The 14,751-nt window shown below is 61.3% G+C and carries 12 protein-coding genes; 10 read left to right on the top strand and 2 right to left on the bottom strand.

The annotated features are described in order from the left end of the window. Positions 1-57 precede the first annotated feature (57 nt). Both AC07VF_RS14065 and edd read right to left on the bottom strand, forming a co-directional pair. Complete coding sequence (locus AC07VF_RS14065) at positions 58-1,032, bottom strand: glucokinase (protein WP_346627024.1); 975 nt, start codon at positions 1,030-1,032, stop codon at positions 58-60. Then, on the bottom strand, positions 1,029-2,855 hold the full coding sequence (gene edd / locus AC07VF_RS14060; protein ID WP_192171800.1) for a phosphogluconate dehydratase: 1,827 nt from the start codon (positions 2,853-2,855) through the stop codon (positions 1,029-1,031). Before edd ends, AC07VF_RS14065 begins: the two co-directional genes overlap by 4 nt. A 234-nt stretch (positions 2,856-3,089) precedes the next feature. Here edd and gap point away from each other — a divergent pair, with 234 nt between their 5' ends. The 10 genes from gap to gcvP all read left to right on the top strand — a co-directional run bounded on the left by gap (position 3,090) and on the right by gcvP (position 14,711). After that, positions 3,090-4,091, top strand: a complete 1,002-nt coding sequence (gene gap, locus AC07VF_RS14055; protein WP_122535884.1) for a type I glyceraldehyde-3-phosphate dehydrogenase — start codon at positions 3,090-3,092, stop codon at positions 4,089-4,091. Positions 4,092-4,315: 224 nt separating this feature from the next. After that, a complete protein-coding gene (locus AC07VF_RS14050; RefSeq protein ID WP_495009096.1) occupies positions 4,316-4,831 on the top strand; it encodes an RNA polymerase sigma factor in 516 nt (171 codons plus the stop codon). A gap of 81 nt (positions 4,832-4,912) precedes the next feature. Continuing rightward, complete coding sequence (locus AC07VF_RS14045) at positions 4,913-5,158, top strand: FecR/PupR family sigma factor regulator (RefSeq protein ID WP_495009097.1); 246 nt, start codon at positions 4,913-4,915, stop codon at positions 5,156-5,158. 179 nt (positions 5,159-5,337) lie between these two features. Beyond that, complete coding sequence (locus AC07VF_RS14040; RefSeq protein WP_495009098.1) at positions 5,338-7,695, top strand: TonB-dependent hemoglobin/transferrin/lactoferrin family receptor; 2,358 nt, start codon at positions 5,338-5,340, stop codon at positions 7,693-7,695. An 89-nt stretch (positions 7,696-7,784) separates the two neighbouring features. Then, complete coding sequence (locus AC07VF_RS14035) at positions 7,785-8,384, top strand: biliverdin-producing heme oxygenase (RefSeq protein ID WP_463583371.1); 600 nt, start codon at positions 7,785-7,787, stop codon at positions 8,382-8,384. A gap of 93 nt (positions 8,385-8,477) precedes the next feature. Continuing rightward, on the top strand, positions 8,478-8,876 hold the full coding sequence (locus AC07VF_RS14030) for a YbaN family protein (protein ID WP_192171804.1): 399 nt from the start codon (positions 8,478-8,480) through the stop codon (positions 8,874-8,876). 175 nt (positions 8,877-9,051) lie between these two features. Continuing rightward, on the top strand, positions 9,052-9,402 hold the full coding sequence (locus tag AC07VF_RS14025) for a DUF5064 family protein (protein ID WP_346627019.1): 351 nt from the start codon (positions 9,052-9,054) through the stop codon (positions 9,400-9,402). 91 nt (positions 9,403-9,493) lie between these two features. Beyond that, positions 9,494-11,002, top strand: a complete 1,509-nt coding sequence (gene gcsR / locus AC07VF_RS14020) for a transcriptional regulator GcsR (RefSeq protein WP_192171806.1) — start codon at positions 9,494-9,496, stop codon at positions 11,000-11,002. 456 nt (positions 11,003-11,458) lie between these two features. Continuing rightward, on the top strand, positions 11,459-11,842 hold the full coding sequence (gene gcvH / locus AC07VF_RS14015) for a glycine cleavage system protein GcvH (RefSeq protein ID WP_192171807.1): 384 nt from the start codon (positions 11,459-11,461) through the stop codon (positions 11,840-11,842). A gap of 10 nt (positions 11,843-11,852) precedes the next feature. Further along, the gene (gcvP, locus tag AC07VF_RS14010) at positions 11,853-14,711 is read left to right on the top strand and encodes an aminomethyl-transferring glycine dehydrogenase (RefSeq protein WP_495009099.1); all 2,859 of its coding nucleotides are present in this window, start codon (positions 11,853-11,855) and stop codon (positions 14,709-14,711) included. Positions 14,712-14,751: the final 40 nt, after the last annotated feature.

Below are 14,751 nucleotides of genomic sequence, written 5' to 3'. Positions count from 1 at the left end.
GTTGCGAGCTTCAAGCTTTAAGCCGCAAGCCAGCCATGCGCGGCATTGACTTGCAGCTTATAGCTTGCCGCTTGCGCTCGCCGCGAACTGATCCAGCGCCACGCCTGCGCCCATCAGGCCGGGGTACTCGGCCGTGACCAGCCAGACCGGCACGTCATTGAAGTAATCCTTCATCAGTCCCTTCTCGGCGAACGCCTTGTTGAAGCCGCTCTGCATGAAGAAATCAACGAACCGCGGGATCACGCCACCGGCAATATACACGCCGCCGCGTCCGCCGACAGTCAGTACGTTGTTGCCCGCCACCCGGCCGAGGAATACACAGAACTGCTCGAGCACCGCGCTGGCGACCGGATCGCCCTTGAGCGCCGCCGAGGTAATGGCCGCCGGGGATTTGAGTTCAGGCTCGATCTCGTCCAACCCGCAGCTGACTTGATACAGCAGCAACAGCCCGGCGCCACTCAGAATCGTCTCGGCGCTGACATGCTCGTGGGTCGCCATCAACCGCATCCACAGCAGGGCTTCGCGAGGCGTGCCGATCGGCAAATCAACGTGACCGCCCTCCCCCGGCACCGCAGTCCATCGCGCTTCGCCGCTGCGGATCAGCGTGCCGACGCCAAGTCCGGTGCCTGGCCCGATCACCACCCGCGCGCCGCGAGGGTCGCCCTTGCCATGACGCACGGTCAGGTACTCGTCGTCCTTCAGGCGGGTCATGCCCAGCGCCATGGCGGTGAAGTCGTTGACCAGGATCAGGTGGTCGATCTTCAGCTCGGCGCAGAATGCCTGCCGATTGATCTTCCAGTGGCTGTTGGTGAAGTGGAAATCATCGCCGGTCACCGGCCCGGCCACGGCCAGGCAAATGGAGGTGACATCACCGCGCTGCAATTCCAGGTCCTGCAAATAGACCGTCAAGGCCTTTTCAGGACTGGCGTAATCGACCGTCGCGAATACGCGAATCGAATGCAACTGGTCGTCTTCCCAAATGGCAAACCGCGCATTTGTGCCGCCGATATCACCCACCATCGCCAATGTCACTTGAGCGTCTCCAGATTCGAAGTAAAGGCGCTGGCGCCCTTCTCTGCCGAGCTGAAGGCCATGCGCATGAAGCCGAACAATTCGCGCCCGCTGCCCACGTTATGGGACAAGCGACCGATGGCCGGCTCTCTGGCGGCCAATTCTGCCGGTTCGACCAGAACTTGCAACGTTCCTTTCACGCCATCGACACGAATGAGATCCCCATCACGCACCAACGCCAGCGGTCCGCCGTCGGAGGCTTCCGGGCAAACGTGAATCGCCGCCGGGATTTTCCCGGACGCGCCGGACATGCGCCCGTCAGTAATGAGCGCCACTTTGAACCCACGGTCCTGCAGCACGCCCAGAAACGGCGTCATCTTGTGCAGCTCCGGCATGCCGTTGGAGCGCGGCCCCTGGAAGCGCATCACCGCCACGAAATCGCACTCCAGTTCGCCCGCCTTGAAGGCGTCGGCGAGGTCCTGCTGGTCTTCGAATACTTTGGCGGGGGCTTCGACGATCTGATGCTCCAGCGCAACGGCAGAGACTTTCATCACGCCACGGCCCAGGTTGCCTTCCATCACCCGCAGGCCGCCCTCGGCCGAGAACGGACGGGCAATCGGGCGCAGGACGTTTTCGTCGAGGCTTTCGATCGGGCCATCGCGCCACACCAGTGTGCCTTCTTCCAGGAACGGCTCCTGGGTGTAGCGACGCAGACCACGGCCCATGACCGTGTTGACGTCTTCGTGCATCAGGCCCGCGTCGAGCAGCTCACGGATCAGGAACGACATGCCGCCGGCAGCCTGGAAGTGGTTGATGTCGGCTTTGCCGTTCGGGTAGACGTGGGACAGGGTCGGCACGACTTCCGACAGATCGGCCATGTCCTGCCAGGTCAGCTGAATGCCCGCGCACTGGGCAATCGCCGGCATGTGCAGCGTGTGGTTGGTGGAACCGCCCGTCGCGTGCAGGGCAACAATCGAGTTGACCAGCGAACGTTCGTCCACAATCTCTCCGAGAGGGATGAAGTCGCCGCTTTGTTTGGTCAGACGCGTGACCTGGAACGCCGCCTCGCGTGTCAGGGCATCGCGTAGCGGTGTGTAGGGATTGACGAAAGAGGCGCCCGGAAGATGCAGACCCATGACTTCCATGAGCAACTGGTTGGTGTTCGCCGTGCCGTAGAACGTGCAGGTGCCCGGGCCGTGGTAGGACTTCATCTCCGAGTCCAGCAGCTCTTCGCGGGTCGCCTTGCCTTCGGCGTAGCGCTGCCGCACGTCGGCTTTCTCTTTGTTGGAGATGCCCGAGACCATCGGCCCGCCCGGCACGAAAATCGTCGGCAGATGACCGAAACGCAGCGAGCCCATCAGCAAGCCCGGAACAATCTTGTCGCAGATGCCCAGCATCAGCGCACCGTCGAACATGTTGTGGGACAACGCCACCGCCGTTGCCATCGCAATGACTTCTCGGCTGGCGATACTCAACTCCATGCCCGGCTCGCCCTGGGTGACACCGTCACACATGGCCGGAACGCCACCGGCAAACTGCCCCACCGAGCCAATTTCGCGCAGCGCTTTTTTGATCTGTTCGGGGAAGTGTTCGTACGGCTGATGCGCCGAGAGCATGTCGTTGTAGGAAGAGACGATGGCAATGTTCGCCGCATTCATCATGCGCAGGCTGTTCTTGTCTTCGGGACCACATGCCGCGACGCCGTGGGCGAAGTTGGCACATTGCAACTTGCCGCGCATCGGCCCGTCGCTCGCCGCACCCCGGATCAATTGCAGGTAGCGTTGACGGGTTTCACGGCTGCGAGCAATCAGCCGTTCGGTTACCTCAAGGACGCGGGGATGCATGTCATGGACTCCAGGCTAGCGATGTGGTCACTCGTTCAGGCGCTTTCACCAGGCTGCGATCAAATCCGGGGCTCAGACGAGAGCGACGGCAAGCACTTGATTTTCAGCCAGTTGTGACGGCCAGACGGGTTTCTATTTGTAGATAAAACAAAATACTGCCACTAAAAGGGGTTGTTTTCTATTTTTATGAGAATAATCTTGTAATTCCAACAACAAATTCTTGAGGACGGGTGTATGACTCTCCGCATCGCAATCAATGGCTTTGGCCGAATCGGCCGCAACGTCCTACGCGCACTCTATACCCAAGGCTACCGTCAGGACCTGCAAGTCGTCGCCATCAACGACTTGGGCGACAGCGAGATCAACGCCCACCTGCTGAAATTCGATACGGTTCACGGGCAATTCGACGGCTCCGTTGAACACGATCAGGAAAGCCTGACCGTCAATGGTGACCGAATTGCGGTCAGTGCGATCCGCAACCCGGCCGAGCTGCCGTGGAAATCCCTGGACATCGACGTGGTGTTCGAATGCACCGGCCTGTTCACCGACCGCACCAAGGCCGCTGCCCACATCACCGCCGGCGCCAAGAAAGTGATTATTTCTGCACCGGCCAAAGGCGCCGATGCGACGATCGTCTACGGCGTTAACCATGATGTACTTCGCCAATCCCATCAGGTCATCTCCAACGCATCCTGCACCACCAACTGCCTGGCGCCGGTCGCTCAGGTGCTGAACCGTGAACTGGGCATCGAGAGCGGTCTGATGACCACCATCCACGCCTACACCAACGACCAGAACCTGATCGACGTCTACCACACCGACCCGTACCGCGCGCGTTCGGCTACCCAGTCGATGATCCCGAGCAAGACCGGCGCTGCCGAAGCGGTCGGCCTGGTGCTGCCGGAACTGGCGGGCAAGCTGACCGGCATGGCCGTGCGTGTGCCGGTGATCAACGTGTCGCTGGTCGACCTGACCATTCAGCTCAAGCGCGATGCGACGGCCGAAGAAGTCAACGCGATCATGAAAGAAGCGGCCCAGCATTCGAAGATCCTCGGATACAACACCCTGCCGCTGGTTTCCCACGACTTCAATCACAACCCGCTGTCGTCGATCTTCGATGCGAACCACACCAAAGTCAGCGGTCGCCTGCTGAAGGTGCTGGCGTGGTACGACAACGAATGGGGCTTCTCCAACCGCATGCTGGATAACTGCCTGGCGTTGATGAACGCCGAGTAAGCAAGTAACGGGATCCCCTCAATGTAGGAGCGAGCTTGCTCGCGAAGACGGAATTCAAGCCGCTGGACCGTCAGCGGATTTACCAGGCTCTTCGCGATCAGCTCCCTCCCCGGTAATGACTGCCGTCCCGGCGAACGGCCCTTACAATCTGTGCAAATCCCTGCCTTGACCTGACGTCTAGATGATAAGCATTATCATCTGCTGAATTCTGGTCGGGTGTCCCCGTGACTCAGTCGCACTTCAATACTGTCTTTCTCGCCCGGCGAACCATGCTGTTGCGCACGCTTCAGCGCATGGTCCGCAGCCACACCACCGCCGAAGACCTGCTCCAGGAAACCTACCTGCATGTCACCCGCGCACTCACCGAGCGAGCCATCGAGCACCTCGAACCCTTCGTCTTCCAGACCGCGCGCAATCTGGCCCTGGATCATCTGCGCGCCCGCCGCGTTCACGCGCGCACCATCAATGACGATGCGCCGATCAGCGATATTCATAATGTCGTCGCCCCCCACTCCGCGCTGGAGGACGCCGCCCACGCCAACCGTCTGCTGGAAAGCCTGAGCGCGAGCCTGGAAACCCTGTCGCCCCGGCAGCAGAAAATCTTCACCCTCAGTCGGCTTCACGGCGCAAGTTATCTGGAGATCGCCGAGCAACTGGGCGTGTCCACCAGCACCGTGCAAAAAGAATTGAAGCTGATCATGACGCTCTGCCTGAGTGTCGCGGCGCGCCTGGATCACTGAGTTTCATCCGCAAGAATTCGTCAGTGGGTGCTTCTGAGTGACGCTACAATGCCGGCCAAACCGTGGACCTGAGGACGCTCCTTGACGGACTCCCAATCACCCCGCCGCGCTCAAGCCGATGCAGCGGGCGCTGCCGAGACGATGGACCAGGCCCTGACCTGGCTGATCGAGCTGGAAATCGCAGATGCCGCAACCCACGCGCGCTTTCTGGAATGGCTCGAAGCCGATCCCGCCCACCGAGAAGCGTTTGCCAGCGCCGAGGCCGTGTGGCACTCGCAAACGGTATTCGATGCAGCAGCGGTGCTGGCTGTGCGGAAAAAAACCTGACGCCGGACTGCTCGCCAAGCTGCGGCGCCATTGCTTCAAACCTGATGATCTGACACTCACCGAAATTATTTTTACGCGATAGCCGCGACCCGTACGTCTAGTCATAGCCAATGCAACTGATTCCTATTTGAATCATCTCGCAACAACTATGACGACCCGCACGACAGGGAGCGCTATCCATGCTGTCCAGCTTCAACCCCGCCTCATCCGCCTCGGCAAACGCCACTCACCACCTCGGGCTTTCCCTGCTGACCATCACCGTTTTAGCGGCTGCAGTGCACAGTCCCGCCGTCACTGCCGCCGAGCAAACCAGCGCGCTGGAACTGGAGCAGATCACGGTCAGCGCCACGCGTCAGGCGCAGTCGGTGGATTCGGTACCCGGCACGGTGACCGTGCAGGACCGAGCGTCGCTGGATCGTCGCAACGTCAACAGCATTCGCGACCTGGTACGCGACGAGCCTGGCGTGTCCGTGGGCGGGGCCGGCCAGCGTGCGGGCACCAGCGGCTACAACATCCGCGGCATCGATGGCGACCGGATCCTGACGCAGGTGGATGGCGTCGAAGTGCCGGACAACTTCTTCCAGGGCCCTTTCGCCAACACCCATCGCAATTACGTGGATCCGGAGATCATCAAGCGCGTCGAGATCCTGCGCGGGCCTGCGTCGGCGCTGTATGGGAGCAGCGCCATCGGCGGCGCGGTGAGTTATTACACCCTCGACCCCGAGGACATCATCAAGCCGGGCAAGGATGTGGGCGCCCGTCTGAAAACCGGCTACAGCTCGGCAGACAACAGCTGGTTGAATTCATCTACGGTTGCCGGCCGCGCGGGGAATGTCGACGGTTTGCTGCACGTCAGCCAGCGCAACGGCCACGAGACCGAGTCCTACGGTGAGCATGGCGGGACCGGGCTGTCCCGCACGGCAGCCAACCCGGAAGACGCCCGCGCAACCAATGTGCTGGCCAAGCTGGGCTGGAACTATGGCGACAATGATCGTCTGGCGTTCACTTACGAGAAGTACAAGGACGATACCCATACCAATCAGAAGAGTGTGGTGGGTGGGCCTTTCAATGCTGGTGTTGGCTTCGGCTACTACGGTTCACGCGAAGGAAACGACGTTATCACCCGAGAGCGGTTTGGCCTGGAAAACAGCTTTGCGCTGGACAGCGTGCTGGCTGACAACGCCAAGTGGAGCTTGAACTACCAGATTGCGAAGACCGATCAAAATACGCTTGAAAGGTATCTTCCCTCTAACCCCAGAAGCGGGGCGGTTTTGCGAGATGTCTGGCGCACCCGCGACACCCACTACAAGGAACGCCAATGGATCCTCGACGCACAGCTGGATAAAGCGTTCGACATTGGCGACACCCAGCACTTGCTGACGTACGGCACGACCCTCAAGCAACAGAAGGTGACAGGGCTTCGAACAGGATCAGCCACCTGTGCGTCGGTCGTCGGAACCTGCCGCACCATCGGTGCAGTCAGCACCACTGCCTCCGACATCGTGGCACCCACCCACGACTTCCCGAATCCGACGATCACCACCTACGCGCTGTTCGCCCAGGATCAGATCAAATGGGGCGACTGGACCTTCATGCCCGGCGCCCGCTACGACTACACCACGCTCGAACCGCACGCCACGGATTCATTTCTGAAGAGCGTCAACCTGACCAGCAAGAGCCAGTTCGACGACAGCACCAAAAAATGGCATCGCCTATTACCCAAGCTGGGGCTGACGTATGCGTTCAACGACGCCTACACCTGGTACGGCCAGTACGCCGAGGGCTTCCGCACGCCGAGCGCCAAAGCCTTGTATGGCCGCTTCGAAAACACCCGGGGCAATTACGTCGTCGAGCCCAATCCCGACCTGAAACCGGAGACCAGCAAGAGCTACGAAACCGGGCTGCGCGGTCACTTCGACGAGGGCACGTTTGATCTGGCGGTGTTCTACAACACGTATCGCGACTTCATTAATGAGGACGCAGTGATTCCAGCCAACTCCACCACCACGACCTTCCAGTCCAACAACATCAGGCACGCCACGATCAAGGGCGTTGAGCTCAAGGGCCGGCTGCACCTGGACAGCTTCGGCGCACCCGAAGGCCTCTACACCCGAGGCTCGCTGGCCTATCTGTACGGCCGCAACAACGACACCGGCCAGCCCCTCAATAGCATCAACCCGCTCACCGGCGTAGTCGGGCTGGGTTATGACCAGAACAACTACGGCGGTTTGCTTAACTGGACGCTGGTCAAGCGCAAGACGCGGGTCGACACCAGTAACTACTACGCCCCCGACGGTGCCACCCGGTTCAAGACGCCGGGCTTTGGCCTCGTCGATCTGACGGGCTATTACAAAGTCACCAACGACATCACGGTCAGCGGTGGCCTGTACAACCTCGCGGACAAAAAATACTGGCTGTGGGATGACGTGCGCGGCTACGACGGTGTTGGCGAAGCCGGCGCCACCGCCCCCGCCAACCTCGACCGGCTGACCCAGCCAGGCCGCAATTTTGCCGTGAACGTGGTGTGGGATATCTGACCGATCCCCGTTGCAGGTGCGTGATTTTTTACGCGCCTGCAACGCTCGTTCGTCTTGTTAACAAACGCCTCATTTACAAGGAAGACCCTATGACCGACAACGCCATTCGTCGCTCGCAACGACTGAACCAGATCACCCATGCCCCCCATGAACAACTGGACAAGGCGGTGAAAGCCAACGCGCCGTTCGAGACACTGGCCAGCTACCGCCGATTCCTCAGCGCCCAATACCTGTTCCAGGAAGAGCTGAAAACGCTGTACACGCACCCGCAGTTGATCGAGCTGATTGCCGACCTGCCCGATCGATGCCGCGCCGAACAGGCCAAAGCCGATCTGCTTGATCTTCAGGCTGACATGCCTGCCCCGGTCGCTGGCGCGGTCGATGGGCCCAGCCTCGCCGAGGCGCTGGGCTGGCTGTTCGTCTCGGAGGGTTCGAAGCTGGGCGCCGCCTTTCTGATCAAACGCGCCGTGGCCTTGAACCTCAGCGAGACGTTCGGCGCGCGCCATCTGGGTGAGCCGTCAGGCGGTCGCGCCGAAGGCTGGAAACGCTTTGTCCGGATCATTGACGATCTGCCGTTCAACGCCGAACAGGAGCGCGAGATAGACCGTGGCGCAGTGGCGGCCTTCGAACGTTTCAACGTGCTGCTGCAGCACGCCTACGCTCCAGCGTCTGAAGCGGAACCCGCCTGACGCCGGGCCTTTTGCGCCCGGCACTGATAAGCTGAGCGCCTTTGCGGGACCTGAAAATCCCGCAACACCTGTTCACTCTGCATTACCGAGACCATGACCCGTACTCCACCCGGCAGTAAACTGTCCCGCATCCTGTTTGGCATTCTCGCCTACGTGAGCCTGACCATCGGCATCATCGCGATTTTCATTCCGGGCCTGCCCACCACCGAATTCATTCTGCTGGCGGCGTGGGCGGCGACGCGTAGCTCGCCGCGCTTGAGCGCCTGGCTCGAGAATCATCGGGTGTTCGGACCGATGCTGAGCAACTGGCGAAACGGCAAGATGATTGCGCGCAAGGCCAAGATCAGCGCCACGGTCACCATGCTGATCTGCGCGGTCATGATGCTGGTGCTGCTGAAACACAATTGGTGGATCTACTTCGCGGTAGCCGGCATGGTGCTGGTCAATCTGTGGATCTGGTCACGGCCTGAGCCTTCGCGGCGTCAGGTGTAGGACCGGCTTCAGCCGGGAAGTGGGCCGGTTTCACACCTGGTTCTGAAGTGTGACCTCTGACCCCTTCCCGGCTGAAGCCGGTCCTACAATCAATGCGCGGCATATGAACCTGAACCCGAGGCAGCCCTGCAGGTCTGTCCTCTTAGGTCCATCACCTTTCCCAGGAGCCATCGTCATGTTCGAGCCAGGTCATCTGCACATCGTCCACCCCGCTCTGCAACCACACGATGTCGGCTACGACCTTCACATTCGTTACGAAGTCAGCCAGACCGATTCGGGACCGGGCATGCAGTTCACCCTGGAAGGCGACATCAATGGCCAGGCGGTCAGCGAAACATTCGAGCTGCCGAAGGACAAGGCCTACAATTTCGCCAGTGATGCCTCGCGCAGACTCGAAAAGCATGGCCTGCCGAGAACCACTGACCTGCACGCGATGCACGGCGAGTACGACCGGATGTTCGAAGACATCCGCCACACGCTCGACATGAAATCCGGTGATCCGGTGAAGCCGGAGCATCTGGAATAGACCAGCACGCTGACCCGTCTCGGGACCGCGATGGGTGATGAGATTACTGGCATAATCGCCTCCCTCACTCCCGCGGGTCCTTTCTCTCCCCATGCGCATTCACGTCACGTTCATCGACCGCGTCGGCATCACTCAGGAAGTGCTTGCCATCCTCGGCGCACGCAACCTGAACCTCGATGCCGTGGAAATGGTGCCGCCCAACGTCTATATCGACGCGCCGACGCTGAGCCATGACGTGCTTGAAGAACTCAAGGACCGGCTGTTTCGCGTGCGCGGCGTGGAAGCGATCACGGTGGTCGACATCCTTCCCGGCCAGCGCCGCCACTTGCAGTTGGATGCCCTGCTGGCAGCAATGACCGACCCGGTGCTTGCCCTCGACAGCGCAGGCCATGTGCTGCTGGCAAACCCGGCGCTGGTTGCGTTGTATGGCCGGGAACCGACGGGGGAATCGATTGGCGAACTGTTCTCCGATGATGGCCTGCAATCGGCGCTGCTGGAAAACGGCTTTCGTCTGCCACTGCGCGAAGTCACGCTCAACGGCGAGGCCTTGCTGCTCGATGCCACACCAATCACCGACGCGGGCGCATTGCTGACCCTTTACCAACCGAGCCGAATCGGCGAACGCCTGTCGGCACTGCACCACGATCACGCCGAAGGGTTCGATGCGCTGCTGGGCGACTCCGCGCCAATCCGCACACTTAAAGCACGCGCACAGCGGGTCGCGGCACTGGATGCGCCACTGCTGATTCAGGGCGAAACCGGAACGGGCAAGGAACTGGTGGCGCGGGCGTGTCATGCCGTGAGCGCGCGCAATGGAGCGCCTTTTCTCGCGCTGAACTGCGCGGCGTTGCCGGAGAACCTCGCCGAGAGCGAACTGTTCGGCTACGCCCCTGGCGCCTTCACTGGTGCGCAACGGGGCGGCAAACCCGGGCTGATGGAGCTCGCCAACAAGGGCACCGTGTTTCTCGATGAGATCGGCGAGATGTCGCCGTATCTGCAAGCCAAATTGCTGCGCTTCCTGAACGACGGCAGTTTTCGGCGGGTCGGCGGCGATAAGGAGGTGCAGGTCAACGTGCGCATCCTGAGCGCCACCCACCGCGACCTGGAGAAAATGGTCGCGGAGGGCACCTTTCGCGAAGACCTCTTTTATCGCCTCAACGTGCTCAATCTGGACGTGCCGCCTTTGCGTGAACGCGGTCAGGATATCCTGATGCTGGCACGCTATTTCATGGAGCAGGCCTGCACGCAGATTCAGCGACCGGTCTGCCGCCTCGCCCCGACCACCTACCCTGCTCTCCTTGGCAATCGCTGGCCCGGCAACGTTCGCCAGTTGCAGAACGTGATCTTCCGCGCGGCGGCCATTTGCGACAGCTCGCTGGTCGACATCGGCGACCTCGACATCGCCGGCACGTCGGTGGCGAGGGGCAGTGATGGCGAAATCGAAAGCCTTGAAGCGGCGGTCGAGGATTTTGAAAAGTCGCTGCTGGAAAAGCTCTACAGCCAATACCCATCGACGCGGCAACTGGCCGCGCGGCTGCAAACATCCCACACTGCGATCGCGCACCGGCTGCGCAAATACGGCATTCCCGGAAAAAGCTAAAAAGCTCGACGGAGATTCACGGTCACTCAAGCGCCGCCATCTCGAATCAATCCCCGGTCGGGTGGGAGCGAGCTTGCTCGCAAAGACATTATCCCTGCCGCTGCATATTCGGCGACTGTACCTGCCCCTTCGCGAGCAAGGTGGAGCGCCATCCCGGTCGCTCCCACAAGTCCGAGACACCCCACTCACCCACGGCGCCCGGAACGAAATCGAAACACCGTATCGAAAACATTCCAGCCATCCAGACATAACGTCTTTTGGCGTTCGGACGTTAAAACTCGACCGAAGCTCCTGTACTCCGTATCGATTTCGTTCCAGAAGCCCGCGCGACCCACACTACGCCAACTCGCGCAGCCCAACGTTTACGCCCCCTTCCCCACTTTGGCCGCAAACTTGCTATGCACTCACCCCATCACGCCCGGGCATAACGGGCGATTTATCATCTGGGGAGATTTCATGAGCGAGTTGCGCTTTACCGAAGACCACGAGTGGCTGCGCGCCGAAGCTGACGGCAGCGTGACAGTCGGCATTACCGCCTTTGCGCAGGACGCACTGGGTGACGTGGTTTTCGTGCAACTGCCGGAGCTGCAGTCCTACGACAAAGGCAACGAAGCCGCCACCGTCGAATCGGTTAAAGCCGCCAGCGGCGTGTACATGCCCCTTGATGGCGAAGTCGTCGAAACCAACTCCGCGCTGGATGCCAACCCGGAGTTGGTCAACAAAGACCCGCTCGGCCAGGGCTGGTTCTTTCGCTTTATTCCCTCTAATCCCGATGCTGTCGGCCAACTGCTGACTCAAGACGCCTATGATCGTCTGATCAAAGCCAACGCCGAAGCCTGAGGAGCGCGCAATGACTGACCGTATTGAACTGAGCACCGCCAACGAGTTCATCGCCCGCCACATCGGCCCGCGTGCCGCTGATGAAAAAGCCATGCTCACCACGTTGGGCTATGACTCCCTCGACGCGCTGACCGCCAGCGTCATCCCTGAATCCATCAAAGGTACCAGCGTTCTTGGCTTGTCCGCCGGGCAAAGCGAAGCCGACGCGCTGGCCGACATCAAAGCCATCGCCGGCAAGAATCAGCTGTTCAAAACGTACATCGGCCAGGGTTACTACAACACCCACACGCCAGCGCCGATCCTGCGCAATCTGCTGGAGAACCCGGCCTGGTACACCGCTTACACGCCGTATCAGCCGGAGATTTCCCAAGGCCGTCTGGAGTCGCTGCTGAACTTCCAGACCCTGATCAGCGACCTGACCGGCCTGCCGATCGCCAATGCCTCGCTGCTCGACGAAGCCACTGCCGCTGCCGAAGCCATGACCTTCTGCAAACGCCTGAGCAAGAACAAAAGCAGCAACAAGTTCTTCGCCTCCGCCCACTGCCACCCGCAGACCCTCGACGTGCTGCAAACCCGCGCCGAGCCGCTGGGCATTGAAGTGGTCGTCGCGGACGAAGCTCAACTGACCGACGTCAGCGAGTTCTTCGGCGCGCTGCTGCAATACCCTGCCAGCAATGGCGACGTGTTCGACTACCGCGAACTGGTCGAGCGCTTCCATGCGGCCAATGCCCTGGTCGCCGTGGCAGCGGATCTGCTGGCCCTGACCTTGCTCACTCCGCCCGGCGAATTTGGCGCTGACGTGGCCATCGGCAGTGCGCAGCGCTTCGGCGTGCCGCTGGGTTTTGGCGGCCCGCACGCGGCCTATTTCTCTACCCGTGACGCCTACAAACGCGACATGCCCGGCCGGTTGGTCGGTGTGTCCATTGACCGCTTCGGCAAGACCGCCCTGCGTCTGGCCATGCAAACCCGCGAGCAACACATTCGTCGCGAGAAGGCCACCAGCAACATCTGCACCGCGCAGGTGCTGCTCGCCAACATCGCCAGCATGTACGCCGTTTACCACGGCCCGCGCGGCCTGACCCGCATCGCCAACCGCGTGCATCACCTGACCGCGATTTTCGCCGAGGGCTTGAATCAGCTGGGCTTGAAGGCCGAGCAGTCGTTCTTCTTCGACAGCATCACCCTGAACACCGGCGCGAAAACGGCCGACCTGCACGCCAAGGCACGCGCCCACGAAATCAACCTGCGTGAAGTAGACGCCGAGCGTCTGGGCGTTTCGCTGGACGAAACCACCAAGCCAGCCGACGTCGAAATGCTGTGGTCTCTCTTCGCTGCTGAAGGCCAGGCCCTGCCTGACTTCGCCGCGCTGGCAGACAGCGTGGAAGCGCGCCTGCCTGCCGAGCTGAAGCGCCAGTCGGCGATCCTCAGCCATCCGGTGTTCAATCGCTACCACTCCGAAACCGAGCTGATGCGCTACCTGCGTCGCCTGGCGGACAAGGACCTGGCACTGGACCGCACGATGATCCCGCTGGGCTCGTGCACCATGAAGCTCAACGCCGCCAGCGAAATGATCCCGGTGACATGGGCCGAATTCGGCAACCTGCACCCCTTCGCCCCGGCCGAGCAAAGCGCCGGTTATCAGCAACTGACCGACGAACTGGAAGCGATGCTCTGCGCCGCCACCGGTTATGACGCGATCTCTCTGCAGCCAAACGCTGGTTCCCAGGGCGAGTACGCCGGTCTGCTGGCCATCCGTGCTTACCACCAGAGCCGTGGCGATGAGCGTCGCGACATCTGCCTGATTCCGTCCTCGGCCCACGGCACCAACCCGGCAACCGCCAACATGGCCGGCATGCGCGTGGTCGTGACCGCTTGCGACGCCCGCGGCAACGTCGACATCGAAGACCTGCGCGCCAAGGCCATCGAGCACCGCGAACACCTCGCGGCACTGATGATCACCTACCCGTCGACCCACGGCGTGTTCGAAGAAGGCATCCGCGAAATCTGCGGCATCGTTCATGACAACGGCGGCCAGGTGTACATCGACGGCGCCAACATGAACGCCATGGTCGGCCTCTGCGCACCGGGCAAGTTCGGCGGCGACGTGTCTCACCTGAATCTGCACAAAACCTTCTGCATCCCCCATGGCGGTGGCGGCCCGGGCGTTGGCCCGATCGGCGTGAAATCGCACCTGGCGGCGTTCATGCCGGGTCACGCGAAGATGGAACGCAAGGAAGGCGCGGTCTGCGCGGCGCCGTTCGGCAGCGCGAGTATCTTGCCGATTACCTGGATGTACATCCGCATGATGGGCGGCGAAGGCCTCAAGCGCGCTTCGCAACTGGCGATCCTCAACGCCAACTACATTTCCCGTCGTCTGGAAGAGCACTACCCCGTGCTGTACACCGGCAGCAACGGCCTGGTCGCCCACGAATGCATTCTCGACCTGCGCCCGCTGAAGGAAACCAGCGGCATCAGCGTTGATGACGTTGCCAAGCGCCTGATCGACTTCGGTTTCCACGCCCCGACCATGTCCTTCCCGGTCGCGGGTACGTTGATGATCGAGCCGACCGAAAGCGAATCGAAAGAGGAGCTGGACCGCTTCTGCGACGCGATGATCAAGATCCGCGAAGAAATCCGCGCGGTCGAAAGCGGCGCGCTGGACAAGGACGACAACCCGCTGAAAAACGCGCCGCACACCGCCGCTGAACTGGTGGGCGAATGGAGCCATCCGTACAGCCGCGAGCAGGCTGTCTACCCGGTGGCGTCATTGATCGAAGGCAAATACTGGCCGCCGGTCGGTCGCGTTGACAACGTGTTCGGCGACCGCAACCTGGTCTGCGCCTGCCCGTCGATCGAAGACTACGCTTAAACAACCACAGGCGCCTGGCCGCGAGCCGCAAGCGAAAGCC

The sequence above is a fragment of the Pseudomonas sp. GW821-FHT02H06 genome (assembly GCF_059421525.1).
This window is presented reverse-complemented; position numbering and strand designations above follow the sequence as displayed.

What these genes read in the sequence shown, in the direction of transcription:
- AC07VF_RS14040 (WP_495009098.1), top strand. Translation starts at nt 5,338, where the DNA reads ATGCTGTCCAGCTTCAACCCCGCCTCATCCGCCTCGGCAAACGCCACT.
- gcvP (WP_495009099.1), top strand. Translation starts at nt 11,853, where the DNA reads ATGACTGACCGTATTGAACTGAGCACCGCCAACGAGTTCATCGCCCGC.
- gap (WP_122535884.1), top strand. Translation starts at nt 3,090, where the DNA reads ATGACTCTCCGCATCGCAATCAATGGCTTTGGCCGAATCGGCCGCAAC.
- AC07VF_RS14030 (WP_192171804.1), top strand. Translation starts at nt 8,478, where the DNA reads ATGACCCGTACTCCACCCGGCAGTAAACTGTCCCGCATCCTGTTTGGC.
- gcvH (WP_192171807.1), top strand. Translation starts at nt 11,459, where the DNA reads ATGAGCGAGTTGCGCTTTACCGAAGACCACGAGTGGCTGCGCGCCGAA.
- gcsR (WP_192171806.1), top strand. Translation starts at nt 9,494, where the DNA reads ATGCGCATTCACGTCACGTTCATCGACCGCGTCGGCATCACTCAGGAA.
- AC07VF_RS14025 (WP_346627019.1), top strand. Translation starts at nt 9,052, where the DNA reads ATGTTCGAGCCAGGTCATCTGCACATCGTCCACCCCGCTCTGCAACCA.
- AC07VF_RS14035 (WP_463583371.1), top strand. Translation starts at nt 7,785, where the DNA reads ATGACCGACAACGCCATTCGTCGCTCGCAACGACTGAACCAGATCACC.
- edd (WP_192171800.1), bottom strand. Translation starts at nt 2,855, where the DNA reads ATGCATCCCCGCGTCCTTGAGGTAACCGAACGGCTGATTGCTCGCAGC.